The 18681-nt window shown below is 61.7% G+C and carries 19 protein-coding genes; 7 read left to right on the top strand and 12 right to left on the bottom strand.

Features of this window, described 5'->3' with window-relative positions:
* Both BMZ70_RS19930 and glnA read right to left on the bottom strand, forming a co-directional pair.
* Positions 1-483, bottom strand: a complete 483-nt coding sequence (locus BMZ70_RS19930) for a DUF4124 domain-containing protein (RefSeq protein WP_092278666.1) — start codon at positions 481-483, stop codon at positions 1-3.
* Between the two features lie 115 nt (positions 484-598).
* A complete protein-coding gene (glnA, locus tag BMZ70_RS19935) occupies positions 599-2014 on the bottom strand; it encodes a type I glutamate--ammonia ligase (RefSeq protein ID WP_092278668.1) in 1416 nt (471 codons plus the stop codon).
* A gap of 238 nt (positions 2015-2252) precedes the next feature.
* Here glnA and BMZ70_RS19940 point away from each other — a divergent pair, with 238 nt between their 5' ends.
* Positions 2253-2711, top strand: coding sequence for a rhodanese-like domain-containing protein (locus tag BMZ70_RS19940; RefSeq protein WP_092278670.1), 459 nt, complete (start codon positions 2253-2255; stop codon positions 2709-2711).
* Between the two features lie 4 nt (positions 2712-2715).
* Here the strand turns inward: BMZ70_RS19940 and BMZ70_RS19945 are convergent, their stop codons facing one another.
* The 7 genes from BMZ70_RS19945 to BMZ70_RS19975 all read right to left on the bottom strand — a co-directional run bounded on the left by BMZ70_RS19945 (position 2716) and on the right by BMZ70_RS19975 (position 12170).
* The gene (locus BMZ70_RS19945; protein WP_092279534.1) at positions 2716-4080 is read right to left on the bottom strand and encodes a TAXI family TRAP transporter solute-binding subunit; all 1365 of its coding nucleotides are present in this window, start codon (positions 4078-4080) and stop codon (positions 2716-2718) included.
* Between the two features lie 52 nt (positions 4081-4132).
* Positions 4133-7270: a transglycosylase domain-containing protein gene (locus BMZ70_RS19950; protein ID WP_092279536.1), complete on the bottom strand. Its 3138-nt coding sequence runs from the start codon at positions 7268-7270 to the stop codon at positions 4133-4135.
* A gap of 354 nt (positions 7271-7624) precedes the next feature.
* Positions 7625-8410, bottom strand: a complete 786-nt coding sequence (locus BMZ70_RS19955; protein ID WP_092278672.1) for a competence/damage-inducible protein A — start codon at positions 8408-8410, stop codon at positions 7625-7627.
* A gap of 4 nt (positions 8411-8414) precedes the next feature.
* Positions 8415-9227, bottom strand: a complete 813-nt coding sequence (locus BMZ70_RS19960; RefSeq protein WP_092278674.1) for an EI24 domain-containing protein — start codon at positions 9225-9227, stop codon at positions 8415-8417.
* A complete protein-coding gene (locus BMZ70_RS19965) occupies positions 9227-10219 on the bottom strand; it encodes a sterol desaturase family protein (protein WP_092278676.1) in 993 nt (330 codons plus the stop codon). The genes BMZ70_RS19960 and BMZ70_RS19965 overlap by 1 nt, the downstream gene beginning before the upstream one ends.
* Complete coding sequence (locus BMZ70_RS19970) at positions 10216-11208, bottom strand: polysaccharide deacetylase family protein (protein WP_229205513.1); 993 nt, start codon at positions 11206-11208, stop codon at positions 10216-10218. The genes BMZ70_RS19965 and BMZ70_RS19970 overlap by 4 nt, the downstream gene beginning before the upstream one ends.
* Positions 11208-12170 (bottom strand): YVTN family beta-propeller repeat protein, encoded by a 963-nt coding sequence (locus BMZ70_RS19975; RefSeq protein WP_092278678.1) that lies wholly within the window; start codon positions 12168-12170, stop codon positions 11208-11210. Before BMZ70_RS19975 ends, BMZ70_RS19970 begins: the two co-directional genes overlap by 1 nt.
* A 92-nt stretch (positions 12171-12262) precedes the next feature.
* Between BMZ70_RS19975 and BMZ70_RS19980 the strand changes: the two genes are divergently transcribed.
* The gene (locus BMZ70_RS19980) at positions 12263-12619 is read left to right on the top strand and encodes an FKBP-type peptidyl-prolyl cis-trans isomerase (RefSeq protein WP_092278680.1); all 357 of its coding nucleotides are present in this window, start codon (positions 12263-12265) and stop codon (positions 12617-12619) included.
* A gap of 59 nt (positions 12620-12678) precedes the next feature.
* Here BMZ70_RS19980 and BMZ70_RS19985 read toward each other — a convergent pair whose 3' ends face one another.
* Positions 12679-13437: a hypothetical protein gene (locus BMZ70_RS19985; protein WP_092279540.1), complete on the bottom strand. Its 759-nt coding sequence runs from the start codon at positions 13435-13437 to the stop codon at positions 12679-12681.
* A 186-nt stretch (positions 13438-13623) separates the two neighbouring features.
* Between BMZ70_RS19985 and BMZ70_RS19990 the strand changes: the two genes are divergently transcribed.
* Positions 13624-13929, top strand: a complete 306-nt coding sequence (locus BMZ70_RS19990) for an HU family DNA-binding protein (protein WP_343730338.1) — start codon at positions 13624-13626, stop codon at positions 13927-13929.
* Between the two features lie 161 nt (positions 13930-14090).
* A complete protein-coding gene (locus BMZ70_RS19995; RefSeq protein ID WP_092278682.1) occupies positions 14091-14342 on the top strand; it encodes an acyl-CoA-binding protein in 252 nt (83 codons plus the stop codon).
* A 31-nt stretch (positions 14343-14373) separates the two neighbouring features.
* Here BMZ70_RS19995 and BMZ70_RS28930 read toward each other — a convergent pair whose 3' ends face one another.
* Both BMZ70_RS28930 and BMZ70_RS20005 read right to left on the bottom strand, forming a co-directional pair.
* Complete coding sequence (locus BMZ70_RS28930) at positions 14374-15156, bottom strand: PEPxxWA-CTERM sorting domain-containing protein (RefSeq protein WP_130301097.1); 783 nt, start codon at positions 15154-15156, stop codon at positions 14374-14376.
* Between the two features lie 117 nt (positions 15157-15273).
* On the bottom strand, positions 15274-15552 hold the full coding sequence (locus tag BMZ70_RS20005) for a polyhydroxyalkanoic acid system family protein (RefSeq protein WP_092278686.1): 279 nt from the start codon (positions 15550-15552) through the stop codon (positions 15274-15276).
* Between the two features lie 221 nt (positions 15553-15773).
* Between BMZ70_RS20005 and fdxA the strand changes: the two genes are divergently transcribed.
* The 3 genes from fdxA (at position 15774) to BMZ70_RS20020 (ending at position 18664) form a co-directional block, all read left to right on the top strand.
* The gene (fdxA, locus tag BMZ70_RS20010) at positions 15774-16097 is read left to right on the top strand and encodes a ferredoxin FdxA (protein WP_092278688.1); all 324 of its coding nucleotides are present in this window, start codon (positions 15774-15776) and stop codon (positions 16095-16097) included.
* Between the two features lie 43 nt (positions 16098-16140).
* Complete coding sequence (locus tag BMZ70_RS20015) at positions 16141-17208, top strand: NAD(P)/FAD-dependent oxidoreductase (RefSeq protein ID WP_092278690.1); 1068 nt, start codon at positions 16141-16143, stop codon at positions 17206-17208.
* A gap of 220 nt (positions 17209-17428) precedes the next feature.
* Entirely contained in the window at positions 17429-18664 is a 1236-nt protein-coding gene (locus tag BMZ70_RS20020; protein WP_092278692.1) for a polyhydroxyalkanoate depolymerase, read from the top strand.
* Positions 18665-18681: the final 17 nt, after the last annotated feature.

Raw genomic sequence — 18681 nt, forward strand, 5'->3', positions numbered from 1 at the left:
TCATCGGATATTCGCGATCTCACGTTTCAAGGCATCGACATTTTTTTCCGAGCGGCTGATGCTGTCGCGCAGCGCGGCCGTCCGTTCCTGGTACTTGGCATAGTTGCGTTCATCGCCGCGCCGTTCCGGCTCGCCGTTATTGAACTCGCGGCGCAACTCGGCCAGTTTCTGCATTTCGGTCTTGAGCTCGTCCTCGAGGATGCCGCGCCGGTCGGCGTCGCGCGCGCGCTGCTCGGCGCTGTCCACGCGCGGGAACTCGCCCGGCGCCGCCACCGGCTGCGCATTGCGCGGCGCTGGCGCGGCCCGGCGCACCGGCGCCGGCACCGTCACACCGGGCAGGTCCATCAGCTTGCAGTAGCTGCCGCGATTGATATCGGTGAATTCCACGCTGCCGCCGGGCGGCTGGCACTTGTAAATCTGCCCTTGCGCGGCGCCCGATACCATCAGCGCCAGCAACACACTCAATTTGAAGCTCGTCGTCATTCGTAATCCGTGGGTGGAAGTATCCATCCCGAATATACAACATCCAATAAAAAACGCGGGGAAAGCACTGCCTGCCCCGCGTTTCTTTGCTACATCACCAGTGTTGCCGTGGTGATTACAGCGAGTAGTACATGTCGAACTCAGCTGGGTGAGTGGTCATGCGCATACGTTGTACGTCTTGCATTTTCAGTTCGATGTAAGCATCGATCATCGAATCGCTGAACACGCCGCCACGGGTCAGGAACTCGCGGTCTTTGTTCAGGTTGTCCAGTGCTTCTTCCAGCGATGCGCAGACGGTTGGGATCAGTGCATCTTCTTCCGGCGGCAGGTGGTACAGATCTTTCGATGCTGCTTCGCCTGGGTGGATCTTGTTCTGGATACCGTCCAGACCGGCCATCAGCAGCGCCGAGAAGCACAGGTAGACGTTGGCCAGTGGATCCGGGAAGCGGGTTTCGATACGGCGGCCTTTTGGATTGGCCACGTGTGGAATACGGATCGAAGCCGAACGGTTTTTCGCCGAGTACGCCAGTTTCACAGGCGCTTCGTAGCCTGGCACCAGGCGCTTGTACGAGTTGGTGCCTGGGTTGGTGATCGCGTTCAGTGCTTTAGCGTGCTTGATGATGCCGCCGATGTAGTACAGCGCGTCATCCGACAGGCCTGCATAGCCGTCGCCGGCGAACAGGTTTTTGCCGTCTTTCCAGATCGACTGGTGCACGTGCATGCCCGAACCGTTGTCGCCAACGATAGGTTTCGGCATGAAGGTCGCGGTTTTGCCGTAGCTGTGGGCCACGTTCCAGACCACGTATTTCAGGTTCTGGGTCCAGTCGGCGCGCTCAACCAGGGTCGAGAACTTGGTGCCGATTTCGTTCTGGCCGGCGCCAGCCACTTCGTGGTGGTGCACTTCAACCGGGATGCCCAGCGATTCCAGGATCAGGCACATTTCCGAACGCATGTCCTGGAAGCTGTCCACTGGTGGCACTGGGAAGTAGCCGCCCTTGACGGTAGGACGGTGGCCGCTGTTGCCGCCTTCGATTTCCTTGTCGGTCGACCACGACGCTTCGTCGGAGTCCACTTTGACGAAGCAGCCGGACATGTCGATCTTCCAGCGCACGCTGTCGAAGATGAAGAATTCTGGTTCTGGACCGAAGTAGGCGGTGTCGCCGATGCCGGTCGATTTCAGGTAGGCTTCAGCGCGCTTGGCGATGGAGCGTGGGTCGCGGTCGTAACCTTTGCCGTCGGCTGGTTCGATCACATCGCACTGCATGAACAGGGTGGTCTCTTCCATGAACGGGTCGATGCGCGCGGTGTTTGGATCCGGCAGCAGAATCATGTCCGATGCTTCAATACCTTTCCAGCCGGCGATCGAGGAACCGTCGAAAGCGTGACCCGATTCGAACTTGTCGATGTCGAAAGCCGACACTGGCACGGTGACGTGCTGTTCTTTACCACGGGTATCAGCGAAACGGAAATCAACGAATTTAACTTCGTTTTCCTGGACCATTTTCAGAACTTCTGCGGCTGTAATTGCCATGCGTATCTCCTAAAGGGAATATGTGGAACTCGTGAGGCCTAAATAAGCAGTATCCGTGCCAGCCCAAAGTGCAGTTACAGCAGATCAATCTCGCACCTTATTGGTGCGTCTCCCATATTTTGCACCTTATGAGTGCATTGCGGGATATTTTCTGAAAATCGCATGGTTTTGGTGCATCGGCGTCGCGGACTTGCGCGGACGCCATATAATAAACTCAAACTTATAACCGGAACACCCTATGAGCAAAATTGATGAGATTCTGGCCGTGGCGCGTGGACGCCGCAAGGACTGGGCCTATGAGGGCGCGGTGACGCCGGCCGAAGCCTATGAATTGCTGAGCCTTGAAAACGCCGTCAAGCTGGTCGACGTGCGCACCAATGCCGAACGCGATTGGGTGGGCCGGGTGGCGATACCGGAAGCCCAACATGGTGCGGTGCAGTGGAATGTGTATCCGGGCGGCATCGCCAACCACGAATTTATCGAGCAATTGAACTCGGTAGCAAGAAAGGACCAAGTGATTTTGTTCCTGTGCCGCTCCGGCGTGCGCTCGCGTGGTGCAGCCACCTTGGCGAGCGAGCATGGCTACCAGCATTGCTTCGACATCCTTGAAGGCTTCGAGGGCGACAAGGACGAGCGCGGCCACCGCAAGAACATCAACGGCTGGTGCCACGCCGGCCTGCCGTGGATCGGCGCCTGAACTGCTAGACCGGCACGTTTTCTGATGCGGCGGGCGCGGCCTCGTCCATCAGGAACTGGATCCGCTTGCGCACGAACTGGATGTGGCTGCGCAAGCCGTACAGGCCGTCGGCAAACGACAGCGGGATCGACACCTGGTTGACCAGCTCTTCGATCTCGTTGAGCCGCTTGAGCTGTTCCTGGTACACCTGCATGCGCGTCGCTTCCGGCGCGTCCTCCACCTTTTGCTCCACCGCCCGCAGCTGGCCATACCAGCGGTACACGCGCGAACGGATGCGCCACACGTACAGCGGCGGAATCACCTTCGACAGCGGCAGGATCAAGGCGCCCAGCGCCACCACCAGCACCCACATGCGGTCAAAGAAATTGGCCAGCCAGAAGGTCATGTAGCGCTGCAGGAACGGCGGGCCGCTCTTGAAGAACTTGGCTGCTTCCGGGTCGACCGGGATCTCGGTGTACTTGGCCGACGGGAACTGGCCCTGCTGCTGGAACCAGCCCGCGCCGCTGTGAATCGACGCCGCCGCCTGCACGAACAAGTCCACCAGCGCCGGATGCACGTCTTCACGCCCCACCAGCGTGGCGGTCGGCGCGATCAGGTTGTAGTCCTCGGCAGGAATATTGCGGCCGAGGTCGACGATCCCCTGCGGCAGCTGCACATGGGTCAGGAACGGCAGCTTGCGCGCGTAGGCTTCGGCCTGGTTGAAGTCGAACAGTCGGATACCCGGGGTCTGCAAAAGCATCTGGATCAGCGGCGCTTCCGGCGCCGAGGTGAACACCAGGCCGTCGATGCGGCCTTCCAGCAGCTCCACCGTGGCCGGCGTGTTGGCCAGCGAGTAGCGCTCGACTTCATCCTTCTCCACCCCGTTCAGCTCCAGGATCTGGCGGAACAGGCGCGCCGAGCCAGCGCCCTTGGCGCCGAAGTTAATCTTCTTGCCGCGCAGTTGCGTCAGCTTGGTGATGGGCGGCTTGCCCTTCTCTTCGCGCAGGAACAGCCACAGCGGTTCAACGAACAGGCTGCCCAGCGAGGACAGGCCTTCGCGCTCGGCCGCTTCCTCGTTGGTGGTGCCGCTTTGCACGAAGGCGAGATCGACCGTGCCTTCGCGCAGGTGCTTGAGGTTTTCGCTGGAACCGGCCGAGGGCACCAGCGTCACCTTGACGCCGTGCTTGGCGAGGGCGGCGGCGTATTTCTTGCCGAAGTCTTCGTAGGCGGAGTTTTCCTGGCCGGTGCCGAGCCGCACCGTGCGCGGCGGCGCCGGGTCCACCAGCCAGTAGGCCAGCAGGCAGACGCCGACGATCAGCAACAAGGTGGGGGCGGCGGCGACGACCAGATCGCGCAGGGAAAACTGCGTGAATTTGAGTATCTTGGACATGTGATGGCGCAGTGGTTTCATGGGTCGATACCTTACCACACGTCCCCCGCCATCAACCTCCGCACGCCGGTAGAGCAGGCTTCAGCGGCTGTGCCGTTTCAGGCGCCACACCACCGGCCTTCACGATCACCGGCGCCGGCGCAGCGGCTTTCACCGGCGCGTTCGGTTCGATCAACGGCATCAGGCTAGGCGCCAATACCACCAACAACTGCACCGGCAAGGCACTGGTGAAGTCGTAGTTCTTCGATTCCGGCCCATGCACATACGCGGTCATCGATCCAAAGAAGCGCTCGCCGATGTTGAACACAAACGTCGCCGAACGGTTCACATAACGCGACTCGATCAGGCGCCCGCCGCCCGCATACACGTCGAAGCGCTGGTCACCGGTACCGGTCTTGCCGCCCACCGGAATGATCGATCCATCGGCCGACACAAACGCCGACTTCACGCGCTTGGCCGTACCATCCGACACCACGCCGCGTATCGCATCCGCCACCACCCGCGCCACTTCCGGCGACAGCACTTGTTCGTTGCTGGTCGGCGGCGCCTTGGTCACCAGCGTTTCATACGGCGTGCCCTTGGCAAAGTGCAGCGAGCTCACGCGCTGCGTGCTCTTGCGCACGCCGCCGTTGACGACTATCCCCATCATCTCCGCCAGCGAGGCCGGACGGTCGGCCGACGCCCCCAGCGTGGTCGCATACGACGGCACCAGCGATTCAAACGGATAGCCCATCTTCTTCCACTGCTTGTGGATTTCCATGAAGCCTTCCATCTCGATCAGCCCGGCAATGCGCTTGTCCTGCGCGTGTTTGCGGTGGGTCTTGAACAGCCACTGGTAGACCTCCTGCCGCTCCTTCTCGCTGGCCGCTGTCATTTCCGTCAGCGTCGCGCCCGGATGCGAACGCAGGTAGGCCGCCATCCACAGTTCCAGCGGGTGTACGCTGGCCAGGTAGCCGCGATCGGCCAGCGACCATTTATCGATCGCATACTGCTCGTACAGCTTGGCCACGCGCTCGTCCGGCACTTCGTTCTGCGACGGCAGGTTGTCCTTCAGGAAGGCCGCAAACTGGTCCTGCGTGGCCGCCGGATACACGGTGCGGTGGATCACCGCCAGCCGCACCGGCGTGCTGCGGATATTCGCCAGCAGGATCTTGTCCAGCTCGGACGCCGGCTTGCCCTTGTACTTGGCGTAGAAGCGCACCAGGAATTCCTTGCCTTCCTTGTCTGCGAAGCGCGCCAGGTAGCCGGCGCGGCGCGGATCGTCCGCATCCGACAGCAGCGAGGCCGACGAGCCCGGCGACTGGAACATGTAGTACTTGGCGACGTCGCGCATCAAGCGCACGAACACCAGGTTGGTGGAATGGCGCAGCGCTTCGGTCACGGTCAGGATCTTGAAGTTGTCTTCCTTCGAGAAATTGCCGAAGTGGTGCAGGCCGCCACCGGTGAAGAAGCCCTCGCCCGGGTTGCCCGAATACTTGCGCTCCATCGCCGCGTTCAGCATCGGCGTCAGCGCACGCTTTTCAGGATCGACCGGCAAGGCCTTGAAGTACTCGACCGCCCATTGCGTCAGCTTGTCCTGCGGATCGACCTTGACCTGCGCCAGCGCCGCCGCGTCCATGCCGCCGAGGCGCTTGTGCAACTGGTCGACGATATCAAGGTAGGTTATCAGCGTACGTAGCTTGGCGGTCGAGCCGAGGTCCAGCTTGGCGCCTTCGTTGATGTCCAGCGGCTGGTCGAAGTTGTCGGTCTGCAGGCGCAGCAGGTTGTTCTGCTCGCCCTTCTCCAGCAAGGTGAAGCTGTACACCACATTGGCCGGATCGCCGTTGCCCAGCATGCCCTTGCCGGTCAGGCCTGCGGCCTTGGCCTTTTCTGGATCGCGCAGATCGCGCAGCACTTGCGTGACGGCGGTCTGGGCTTGCGCGTCCAGCGTGCTGACCACGCTCAGGTCGAGGCGGTCGAGGTTGTACATGCGGTTGTCGCCCAGCAGGTTGGCCAGGTGGTTGCGGATCGCGTTCGAGGCCTTGCGGCTGACGAAGGTCTGCGGCGGCGCCGACTGCAAGCCGTTGCCGGTGGCCGGATGCAGCTTCTGCTGCAAGGCCACGTCGCGCATGGCCGGCGTGATGGCGCCGTCGCTGGCCAGGATGCGCAGGTGGCTGTTGGCCAGCACTTCCAGGTCGGCCGCGCCGTCGCCCAGATAGTAGCTCGGGCGGCGCTGCGCAATCATCAGGCTCAGCGCTTCCTTGAAGATCAGGGCGGTCTCGGCGTCAGGATGATCGAGCTTGCCGTTCAGGCGCGTGTTCACTTCGTCGAACGAGCGGCCGTACCACACCCACATGCCGTCGCCGATGCCGTTCACTTCGCCGTAGCCGGGCTTGGCCGACAGCGGCACGGTGTTCAGATACTCGAGCACGATGCGGCGGCGCGCCTTGAGGGTGTCCGGGCCGTCCTGGTAGGAACGCAGGCTGGCCGACACCATTTGCTGCAGCTTGTCCTTCATCGAACCGGTGCGGCCTTCCGGCGAGTGGCGGTACTTCTCGATCTGCGTCGCCAGCGTGCTGCCGCCGGCCGCGCGATGGCCGCCCGCCACGGCGCTCACGCTCTTCTCGAGCACGGCCTTGCCGAGGCGGTCCCACTCCACCGCCGGATTGCGTTTCGGGTAGGTGTTGTCGAGCAGTTCGCGGTTCTCAATGAACAGCAGGCTGCTCACCAGCACCGGCGGCGCCTGGTCGAATTTATTGTAGATGCGTTCCGGATAGCTGGCCGCAAACAACTCCTGCGCGCGGCAGTCGACAATCGTCAGGCCGGTCTTGGTCTTTTCGCGGTAGGTCGGGAACACGCCCATGTCGGCCAGCTCGGCCATCTTGGGCGAGATGCGCGCCTGCGCCGCCACTTGATAGTCGCGCGTGCGCAGCTTGCCCAGGTAGTCCGGCAAGCCGGCGTAGCCGAGCCGCTCGTCGTACGGGCTGTCATGCGGGAAGCGGATCGATTTGCTCGGCCCCTGCTCCACCTTGTAGGTCAGCTTGCTGGCCATATCGCTGAACACGCGCGCCTGCAAGGACGAAGTCAGGGTTTCGCGATAGCCCCAGTAGACGGCAAACGACACACCCACCAGCAGCAAAAGCAGGAAGGCATTGCGCGAGCGCTTGCTCTTCTTCGGCGCGCCCTCGTCCGGCGGCAGCGGCGGATCCATTTGCGCTTGCGCCAGGTGGGCTTCGGTTTGTTCGGGAGTAGGAGGCGGCACCACTTTCAAGTGGCGCTTGCGGCGATAACCAAATGCTGCCGCGCCTGCACGCAATTTGCGTACTGCGCGTACAACCAGACGGGGCCGGCGGAAACGACGATTGCTTAACATATGATTCAAACCGGTCGATGATTCAGTAGAACTTACAGACTGCGCTTACACGCTTCCATTGCACCACAACACAGCGCCGCTGACCGGAACGGACGCAGAATAAATTGCGCGCGCCGTTTGTTTTTCGCAAAAAAACAACGGCGCTCTACCCGAAGGCGGAGCGCCGTTTTAGCTCGGTGATAACAGCGCGCACTAAATGTTGCTGAACTCTACATTGAGCTTGCGCAGCTCGTCGCACAATTGGATAAACGCAGTGGCCGTTTGCACCGGCTCGCCCTTCACGCCGAGCTCGATATGACGGCGCGTGTTGGCGTCGCCGACGCTCGGCAGGCTAAAGACTTTCACGCGCGGATACTGTTTTTCTATCGCCACCATCAGCGGCGTCAGCGCCGACTCGGCCGCCTCGTACACCAGCACCGACCGCTCCATGTGCGGCTCGCGGTTGAACAGGTCGGCGTAGTGGTTGTCCAGCACCCACTCCAGCATCGGCCACGCCATCACCGGGAAGCCCGGCACGAAGTAGTGCTTGTGCAGCGCGAAGCCGGCGATGTTGTTGTACGGATTGGGGATGAGCGCAGCCCCCTCGGCAAACTCGGCCATCTTCAGGCGGTGCAGGTTTTCAGCCGAGTTGAGATCGGCCACCTGCCCCGCTTCCTGCGCCATTTGCACGATGCGCTGCTGGATATTGATCTTGCCCTGTTCATGCAGCACCAGCGGCTTGCCCAGCGCGTCGGCGGCGGCCTGGCGCGTGTGGTCGTCCGGCGTGGCGCCGATGCCGCCGCAGCAGAACACGATGTCGTCGCTGGCGAAGGTGCGCTTCAGCGTGGCGGTGATGCGCACCGGATCGTCGGGCAGCACTTCGGCCCAGCCCAGCTGCAGGCCGCGCGCGGCCAGCATTTGCACCACTTTCGGGAAGTGCTGGTCGACCCGCCGGCCGGACAGGATTTCGTCGCCAATGATGATGAGTCCGATTGCCATGTGTTTACTCCTCGATGATGACCGGCTGCGCGCGCAGCTGCGCCAGCGCATCCATGCAATAGTACGCGAACCACAGGCCGGTGAAGATAAAAATCAGTACGTACAGCCAGATCGACGCGGCCGCCAGGAAGGGGAACAACACCACCGCCATCACCCCGCCCAGCCAGATCGCGCCTGGCAGCGCGCCGGCCGCACCCGAGATCACGCCGATGACCAGCAGCGGCCAGCGGTGCTGGCGCAGGATCTGGCGCCGCTCCTCGGCGCTGGCGTAGTCGGCCAGCGTGTCGTAGACCATCACGCGGGTGGTCAGCCAGCCCCACAGCAGCGCCTGCACCGCCACCGCCAGCGGCGGGAACATGTACAGCGGCAGCGCGAGGATCCACAGGCCCATGAAAATCAGCATGCCGCCCAGCGCCACGCCAATGCTGCCGAGGATGGAACCGCCCTTGCGCTGTTCCAGCTGCGGATAGTGGCGCAGGCCGACGTGGCGGCCGATCACCGGCATCGCCACCACGCCGATGAAGATCAGCGCGGTCAGGATCATCAGCGGCAGCAAGGCCAGCATGGCGATCAGCGGAGTCACCACCGCCGTCAGCGTGCCGAGGCCGACGCTGCGCAGCCAGCTGGTGCTGGTGACGAACAGGTTATGCTCGGTGAACAGCGCGTGCAGCTGGTCGACCAGCGGCTGCAAATACAGATACAGCAGCACCGCCCAGACACCCAGCGCCAGCAGGAACGGCGCAATGCTCATCAACAGCATCTTGCCGTGCCATTGCGACAGGAAAGCGCGGCTCCATGCGCGCAGTACGCCAACCATCAGACCACCTCCTTGCGTGCGTATTCGACCATGCGTTTCAGACCCAGCCAGTGCTGCGACCAGAAGCCGCGTCCATATTCGCGGCCTGGCGTGCCGTCCGCGCCCGGCAGCTGGTCGCGGATGCCGGTGGCGACAAACTCCGGCGTGAAATTCGCGGTGCGGAAAATCATGTCCCACACCGGCAGCAGCACGGCGAAATTGCAGCCACCCAGCTTGCCGTTGGCGTTTTCATGGCCGACGCCGATCGCGTGGTGCATGCGGTGATAGCGCGGCGACACCAGCAGGCGTTCGCCCAGCCAGCCAAAATGCAGACGCACGTTCGCGTGCTGCAGGCTTTGCAGGATGCGCGACACCGACACCAGCAGCACATACTGCCCCGGCTCGACGCCGATGCCGATCGCGATCACGCCCATGTAGACGTCGCGCAGCAAGTCGTCCAGCAGGTGGTTGCGGTTGTCGCTCCACAGGTTCATGTTCTGCTGGCTGTGGTGCAGGCCGTGCAGCGCCCACCACCAGTTGAATTTGTGCGAGGCGCGGTGATACCAGTAATCGAAGAAATCCAGCACCACGAAATACACGAAGAATGCGCCCAGCGGGCCAAGTGCGGGCCACTGCGCCGGCCACAGCGCTTCGAGGTTGAACGGCTTGACGCCGTCGAAACGCAGCGCGGCGGTAACGGCGTCCAGCAGCGGATCAAGCGTCAGGAAAATCAGCACCGAGAAGATGCCGATCCGGTGCAGCACGGTGTACAGGAAATCGTTCCAGCGCGCGCGCGGATCGGTGATGTTCTGCGCCGGGATCATGGCTTCCATCGGCCGCAGCACCAGGAACAGCAGCGCCAGTTCCAGCACGCCGATCAGCAGCCACTCGGTGCCTTCGAAGGCGTCTTCAATAAATTCGCCAAAGCCGAGCTGGAACACCAGCGGCTGGATGGCGGTTTCAAACAACCAGCCCTGGGCCAGGCCCAGCCAGTCTGAGAGGGTTTGTATCATTTTTTATAGTCCGGGTGTTCGCGCAGGGTGGCGAAGCACATGTCTTTCTGTTCCAGTCCGCTGATCAGCGGTTCCAAATTCGCTGGCGCCCAGGCGTCCTTGCGCGACCAGATGCCCATGTGGATCAGCACGATGTCGCCGCCCTTCAGCTCGCGCAGCAGCTTTTTCAGCAGCACGTCGTTGGGATAGGCGCTGCTGGACAGTTCATCGCCGCTGAAGCCGGCCGGCGACCAGCCTGCATGCGCGTAGCCGCAGGCCTTGCCCATCTCCAGCAGGCGCGGCGAGGTGCGGCCCGCCGGGGCGCGCCAGATCGGGTCGAGGTGCTTGCCGGTCAGCTCGACAAAGCGTTGGTCGACGCGCTGGATTTGTTCGCAGTACTGTTTGGAGGTCAGGCTGATTTGTTTTCCGGCGCTGTCGCCAAAGCCGGGCTTGACCACGATCTTGCCGTCGGCGCCGTCCTTGGCGTAGACCACGTGGTCGAAGGTGTGCGAGCCGATGGCGTGGCCTTCCGCCACCCGCGCTTTCCAGTAGGCCGACCAGGACGGGTCGAGCGAGTAGTCGCCGCGCACGGTTTTCTCGTTGGCCAGGAAGAAGGTGGCTTTGATCTTGTGGCGATTCAGCGTGTCGGCGATCAGCTCGGCCTGCGACTGGCTGCCGGTGTCAAAGGTCAGGTAGATGGTGCCTTTGCAGTACGAGGGCTTGCTCGCCGCAACAGGCGGGGCGACGGCGGCCGGCGCGCTAGCTGGCGCGGCCTTGGCAGCGGCTGCGGTGCCTGCTGCGCCAGCGGCGGCGGCGAGGCCGGCGGCGCGGGCTTCGGCGGCGCGCTGGGCCGGGCCGTTGCGTTCGCGCGCCTGCGCGTTGGCGGCGCGGGCGGCGGCATTGACGTCGCGCGCGCCATCGTTGACGGCCTTGGCGGGCGCCGGCTCAACGGCGTGCACAGCCGGCGTCACCGCCAGCGCTAACAAGGTCAGGGCGGCGGCAGTTTTCATCAGCGTTGGGCAGAGTTAAAGAAGAACACACCATGCGGCGAGCGGCCTACCGGGATCGTCTTGATCACCTTGCGGGTCGCCAGGTCAATCACCGCCACCTTTTTAATCCAGCGCAGCGTGACCCACATGGTCTTGCCGTCACTGGTCACTTCCATGCAGTCCGGGCCGCCGGGCACGTTGATCTGGCCGACGTTTTCCAATGTCTTCTGATCAATGATGTTGATCGAATTGGAAACACGGTTCGACACATAAGTGTAGCGCCCATCGCCGGCCGAGCGGAAGTTGTGCGCGCCCTGCCCGGTCTTGATGCGCTTGACGGTCTTCTGCGCTTTCCAGTCGATCACTTCGACATAGTCCTTGCCCATGATGCCGACCAACAGGTATTTATCGTCCGGCGTCATGGCGATGCCAGCTGGCAGGCTGCCGACCGGCAGCGTCCACTTCACGGTCTGCGTGATGAGGTCGATGGCGCTGACCTGGTCGCTGCCCTGCTGGGTGATGAACACCATATTGCTGGCGGCGTTGAAGGCCATGTGGCTCGGCAGCTTGGGCAACGGAATGCGCTTGGCCAGCGTCATATTGGCGCCGTCGTATTTGTACAGGTCCACGCGGTCCAGGCGCAGCGAGTTCGACACGAACCACTTCTGGTCCGGCGAAAAGCCGATCTGGTACGGGTCGAGGATGTCCTTGATCTTGCGCTGCACCTGGCCCGATTTCGGATCGAGGAAAATCAGCTCATTGCCGACCGAGCTGGCGACGATCAGCGACTTGTTGTCCGGCGTCGCCATCAAATGGTGCGGCTCCTTGCCGACCGGGATGGTGGACAAATCCTGGTAGCTCGCCTGGTCCAGCAGTTGCACGGTGGCGTCACGTGAATTCAGGACAACCACAACATTGGCTTGCGCGCTGCCGAGGGTCAGCAAAGCGCAGGAAAGGACGATACGGCGGAAACTGCGGAGCATGTAAGAAAATCGCTATAGAGGCAAAACCTTATTTTACGTGCAAACCCTTGCCCCTGCTACAATTCTGGCCTGTTTCTAATGAAAGGAAGATCATGTCCACTATTACCACCCCATCGGGCCTGCAATACATCGAACTGACCGTGGGCGAAGGCGCCGAAGCCAAAGCCGGCCAGAACGTCACCGTGCACTACACCGGCTGGCTGCGCAACGACGACGGCAGCAAAGGCCCGAAATTCGATTCGAGCAAAGACCGCAACGATCCGTTTGAATTCGCCCTGGGCGCCGGCATGGTGATCCGTGGTTGGGACGAAGGCGTGCAAGGCATGAAGATCGGCGGCACCCGCCAGCTGATCATTCCAGCGGACCTGGGCTACGGCTCGCGCGGCGCCGGCGGCGTGATCCCGCCAAACGCGACGCTGATCTTTGACGTCGAACTGCTGGCAGTCTAACCGTCATTCCGGCGCAGGCCGGAATCTAATTGGGTTCCGGCCTGCGCCGGAACGACGTGCTAGCGCTGCCAATTGCGGCGTAAAGCTTCCATCTCGGCCCTCGGGTCGAGCATGCCGCCGACGATGCGCTGGTCGATCGCTTCCAGCAGCGCCGTCGGCATCTCGGTCCCCGCCATCCGGTAGTTGCCCATTGCAGGCAAAGGCCGCGCATTCTGCACCAGCACCGGCACCCGCCACTCTTCGCTGGCGCGACAGGCAATCCCCACCAAATCCTGCGCCATCCCCACCAGCGTGAAGCTGCGGCAGTAACTACCCTCGTTCGATAAAAAGCTCAAGCCGACGCGCACCTCGCCATCGGACGGCGCGGCGCCGCCCATCTGCTGGCTAAGCGCGAGGGCCAGCCGGCCCTGCGCCACCAGCGTGCCGTTGCGGCTGGCCACCTCGGTCGGCGCCGGCGCCGGTTCGCCCAGCCAGTTGGGCTGCCAGCGCGCCAGCCCGAACTTGCCGGCCGCCAGACCCAGCACCATCACCAGCGCCAGCGCGCTCCATTCCAGCCAGCCCCAATGCCGGCGCGTGGCCTTGCGCGCAGCCTGCTGCGTGGCCAGGCGCTGGGCCCGCACCGCCGCCAGTTGCACCACATTGGCGCCGTGGCCGGCGCGGCCGCCGGCGCACAATTCTTCATCGCGCGCGGCGCGCAAGCGCGCCACCCGCCGCACCAGCCGGCTGTCCAGACGCATGGCCGCTTCGACCTCCAAACGGGTCGCGTCGTCCAGTTCGCCATCGGCATATGCCATCAGTGTTTCGTCTGAAAAGCTCATGGTCCCGTCCTTTTCGCGTTCCATCATAAACCTTTTTTATGCCGGATGCGTGTTTGGCGAAAACGCGTAAGCCCTTTAAATACAAGGGTTTATTTGCGCTGCACCGCAGCGAGACAGTAAATATAAGGTGCGCTTCGTCGAGAAACCATTACATTTGACAATATTTATGCTAATCTGCGCGCTCTAATAACCAAGGAGGTAGTAATGAAAAAAGGCGAACTGATTGCAGAATTTGCGAAACGCACCGAACTGTCCGCTGCTGCCGCCAACGGCGCAGTGAACACGCTGATCGCCATCATCACTGAGCGTCTGAAAAAAGGCGACTCGGTTGGCATCACTGGCTTCGGCACCTTCTCCGTCGCTAAGCGCGCTGCACGCAAAGGCCGCAATCCTGCAACCGGCGAAGCGATCAAAATCGCTGCGTCGAAAACCCCGAAATTCTCGGCTGGCGCCACGCTGAAATCGGCTGTCAACCCGACCAAGAAGAAGTAATTCTTCCGGAGTTTTAAGCAGTGCCCGCAAGGGCATCGGAAACGGCGGTTCATGCGGGCGACAAGCCCGGCATGGCCGCCGTTCTGTTTTGGAGCCCGCACTCTAGCGCCGCCGGTTTATGATGGCGCGGTCATCACAACCAATCAATCAAGGAGCGCGGTATGAGTTTGCAAGAACAATTTGATCAAGCCCAGGCGGACTCGAAGAATCTGCCGGAACGTCCGGACAATATGACCCTGCTGAAGATCTACGCCCTGTTCAAACAGGCGTCGGCCGGCGACGTCAGCGGCGACCGTCCAGGCATGACCGACTTCGTCGGCCGCGCCAAATACGATGCGTGGGCTGAGTTGAAAGGCAAGACCCAGGACGAAGCCAAGCAGCTGTACATCGACCTGATCGAAGACCTGAAATAAAAAAAAAGGCCCTTGCGGGCCTTTTGCTTTTTTATGCCTTGCGGCGTCGCGCCGCAAAACCGACCAGGCCGAGGCCGGCCAGCAGCATGGCGTAGGTTTCCGGCTCCGGCACAGCCGAGGTCAGGCTGAACGAGGTGATGCGCTGATCAGCATCGGTGCCGCCGGTGCCGCCGGTGAAGCCGACGTACATGGTGCTGCCGAACTTGGCGGACAGGTCCACAGTCTTGGCATCGCTGACCGCGTACGACAAACCAGTGCTGTTATCGAGGAAGGTGCCGGTCATGGTCAGCTCGTGCGTGACCGCGTTGTAGCTGACGGTCTCGGTGCCGCTCACATTGTTCGACGCGCCCAGGTTGAACGGCGCATCTTTCAGGCCTTGTACCACGCCGTTGGTGCTCAGGCCGTAGTCGTTCTGGTTCCACGACAGGATCACCGAACCCACCGCCGAGGCGCCCTTGCCGCCCAGGTTCCAGTAGCCGACGTCGCCGCCACCGACGCCGGTGATGTTGTTGCCGATGTTCTGGAACGCCAGCGTGATGCCATCCGCCATCTTGCCGCTGTCGTCGCCTTTCAGCGAGAACGAGAAGGTGGTGCTGAACGATTGCGAAGTCGAGACGCTCTGCGCCAGCCAGCCGGCGCCGGCCACGCCCGACGGATGCGACACATTGGTGGCCTGCGTCAGCTGCAGCGCGCCATCAACGATTTTCGCGCTGCCTGCCAGATTGAGCGAGGTCAGATCGATCACCGCAGCGGAAGCCGGTACGGCAATGATAGCGGTAGCAGCAGCGAGGGAGATGGCAAGCATGGAGCGCATGGCGTGGTCCTTAAGATAGTAAAAGACTGATTGAATTAAATGCATCGATAGCCACGCATTATACTGATGCCATTCTTTTACGCAATTGAATTTTACAAAAAACAATAATAATTGTTTTTAGGAAATAAAAACCTTCTGCATTTTCTCGCTGACCTTGGCCTTGACCATGTCCGCCATCATGCTGATCGGGAAGCCCAGCGCGATCTGCAACTGGGCCTGGTTCGGATGCAAAGTCAGCGCGCCGTTGACGCCGCTGCGCTCGAAGCGCAGCACGTCGCCGTCCCAGCGGCAGGCCAGTTCGAACTGTTCAGCCAGCTTGTCGGCCACTTGCTGGGCCGCCGCGCGGGCCTGTTCCGGCGCCAGGCTGTGCGCCTGGACGATGTTGATGTCCGCCATGCGGATCCCCCTGCTCTGAATAAACAAAGGCGCAATGATGCCAGTTGCGCGCTGGCCGCGCCAGTCTGTGCGGGGGCCGAATGAATTTGCTTATATGTATTGTATATAAGCGCGAATTGTGAGAAAGAGCGAATTACCTTAAAATACAGTGCTTTGCCGAGGTTAGCCAGGCACCGCCCCCGCCACCGACGCCGCTGCACACCAACATTGATAGGACTGTTATGACCCACGTTGTCACCGAATCTTGCATCGCCTGCCGCTACACGGATTGCGTCGATGTTTGCCCGGTAGATTGTTTCCGCCAAGGCCCAAACTTCCTCGCCATCGATCCTGACGAGTGCATCGACTGCGCCGTGTGCGTGGCCGAATGCCCAGTCAACGCGATCTACGCCGAAGAGGACGTCCCAGGCGATCAACAGCAATTCATCAAGCTCAACGTTGATCTGGCACGCAAATGGCCTTCGATTACCAAGACGGTCGCGCCGCTGGCCGACGCCGACCAGTTCAAGGACGTCAAAGAGAAACTGCAACTGCTGGTGCGCTAAGCCACCCGCACCTTTGCATCACTGAAATCACAGGAAACCACGTATGAATAGTACCGTTACACCTACTGGCGTCATCGAAGCTGATGCCGTCATCATCGGCGCCGGCCCGGTCGGCTTGTTCCAGGTCTTCGAACTCGGCCTGCTGGAAATCAAGGCCCACGTGATCGATTCGCTGAACGCCGTGGGTGGCCAGTGCGTGGAACTGTATCCTGACAAACCGATTTACGACATCCCGGCTGTGCCATCGTGCACCGGCCAGGAACTGACCGACAACCTGCTCAAGCAGATCGAGCCGTTCGAGCCGACCTTCCACCTGGGCCAGGAAGTGACCAAGGTCGAGCGCCGCGACGACGGCCGCTTCGACGTCGAAACCACGCTGGGCACCAAGTTCCTGACCAAGACCATCTTCATCGCTGCCGGCGTCGGCTCGTTCCAGGCCCGCACCCTGAAGGTGGACGGCATCGAAGTGTTCGAAGGCACCCAGCTGCACTACAAGGTCAAGGATCCTGCCCAGTTCGAAGGCAAGAACCTGGTCATCTGCGGCGGCGGCGACTCCGCGCTGGACTGGGCCCTGAACTTCGTCGGCAAGGCTGAATCGGTGGTGCTGCTGCACCGTCGCGAAGACTTCCGCGCCGCGCCGGCTTCGGTCGCCAAGATGAAGGCCCTGTGCGACGACTACGAAATGCAACTGCTGATCGGCACCGCCACCGGCTTCGAAACCTCGGCCGACGGCAAGCTGGAGCACCTGAAGGTGACCGCCGCCGACGGCGTAACCCGCCGCGTGCCGCTGGACATGCTGCTGGTGTTCTACGGCCTGTCGCCGAAGCTGGGCCCGATCGCTGAATGGGGCCTGGACATCGAGCGCCGCCAGCTGAAGGTGCAAAACACCGAGAAGTTCGAAACCAATGTACCGGGCATCTTCGCCGTGGGCGACATCAACACCTACCCAGGCAAGAAGAAGCTGATCCTGTCGGGCTTCCACGAAGCCGCGCTGGCCGCCTTCGGCGCCGCGCCGTACATCTTCCCGGACAAAAAGATCCACATGCAGTACACCACCACCTCGCCGAAACTGCACAAGGTGCTGGGCGTGGAAACGCCTGTGTTCGATTGAGTACGCAACAAGCTTGCGTCCTACACAAAAGCAGCCGAAAGGCTGCTTTTTTTATTCCCAGAACAGTATTATTCTTTCTTACAAGATTGCCTGTGGATTCCACGTAGTCTTGCAATTTAGAACAAGGAAATGCTTTAACGTCACAAACACAGCGCCGGTAAATTGGCTTATGATGTAGTTATTGGTGCATCGCACCACGCTTACCAATCGGGACCGTCCTATGCTCTACCAACTCCATGAAATGCAGCGCTCGCTTCTCACCCCCCTGATGCAGTGGGCTGATGCTTCCTCCAAGCTGTTCACCAACCCGATATCGCCTTTCGCACATACACCGTTTTCCCAGCGCATCGCCGCCGGCTACGAATTGATGTACCGCCTGGGCAAGGATTACGAGAAACCGGCGTTTGAAATCGACAGTACCGAGATCAAGGGCGAGACCGTCGGTATCATCGAGCACGTGGCAGTGCAAAAACCGTTTTGCCGCCTGATCCACTTCAAGAAAGACCTGGACGATAAAAAGTTCAAGGCCCTGAAACAGCCAACCGTGCTGCTGGTGGCGCCGCTGTCCGGCCACCACTCGACGCTGCTGCGCGACACCGTGCGCGGCCTGATCGTCGACCACGACGTCTACATCACCGACTGGACCGATGCGCGCATGGTGCCGCTCAGCGAAGGCCCGTTCCACCTGGACGACTACATCTTCTACGTGCAGGACTTCATCCGCGCGCTGGGTCCGGATGTGCACGTGATTTCGGTGTGCCAGCCGACCGTGCCGGTGCTGGCCGCGATCTCGCTGATGGCCTCGGACAACGATCCGAAACTGCCGAAGACCATGACCATGATGGGCGGCCCGATCGACCCGCGCCGCTCGCCGACGCAGGTCAACAACCTGGCCACCGAAAAGAAGTTCTCGTGGTTTGAAAACACCGTGATCTACTCGGTGCCGCCGAACTATCCGGGCTTTGGCCGCAAGGTCTACCCAGGCTTCCTGCAGCACGCCGGCTTCATCGCCATGAACCCGGGCCGTCACGCGCAAAGCCACCGCGACTTCTACAACCACCTGGTGGAAGGCGACGAGGAAACCGCAGAATCGCACCGCAAGTTCTACGACGAGTACAACGCCGTGCTGGACATGCCGGCCGAGTACTACCTCGACACCATCAAGACCGTGTTCCAGGACTTCGCGCTGCCAAAGGGCGAATGGCTGGTGGGCGGCAAGCTGGTGAAGCCAGCCGACATCAAGACCGTGGCCCTGTTCACCGTCGAGGGCGAGCTGGACGACATTTCCGGCGCCGGCCAGACGCAAGCCGCGCACGACCTGTGCTCGGGCATTCCGGCCGACATGCAGCAAGACTTCGTGGCGCCGGGCGCCGGCCACTACGGCATCTTCTCGGGCCGCCGCTGGCGCGAGATGGTGTGCCCGAAAATCACCGAGTTCATCAAGAAGCACGGCTAACCGGCCGTCACCAACCG

This window comes from Duganella sp. CF402, assembly GCF_900109645.1.
Taxonomy (GTDB): Bacteria; Pseudomonadota; Gammaproteobacteria; order Burkholderiales; family Burkholderiaceae_D; genus Rugamonas.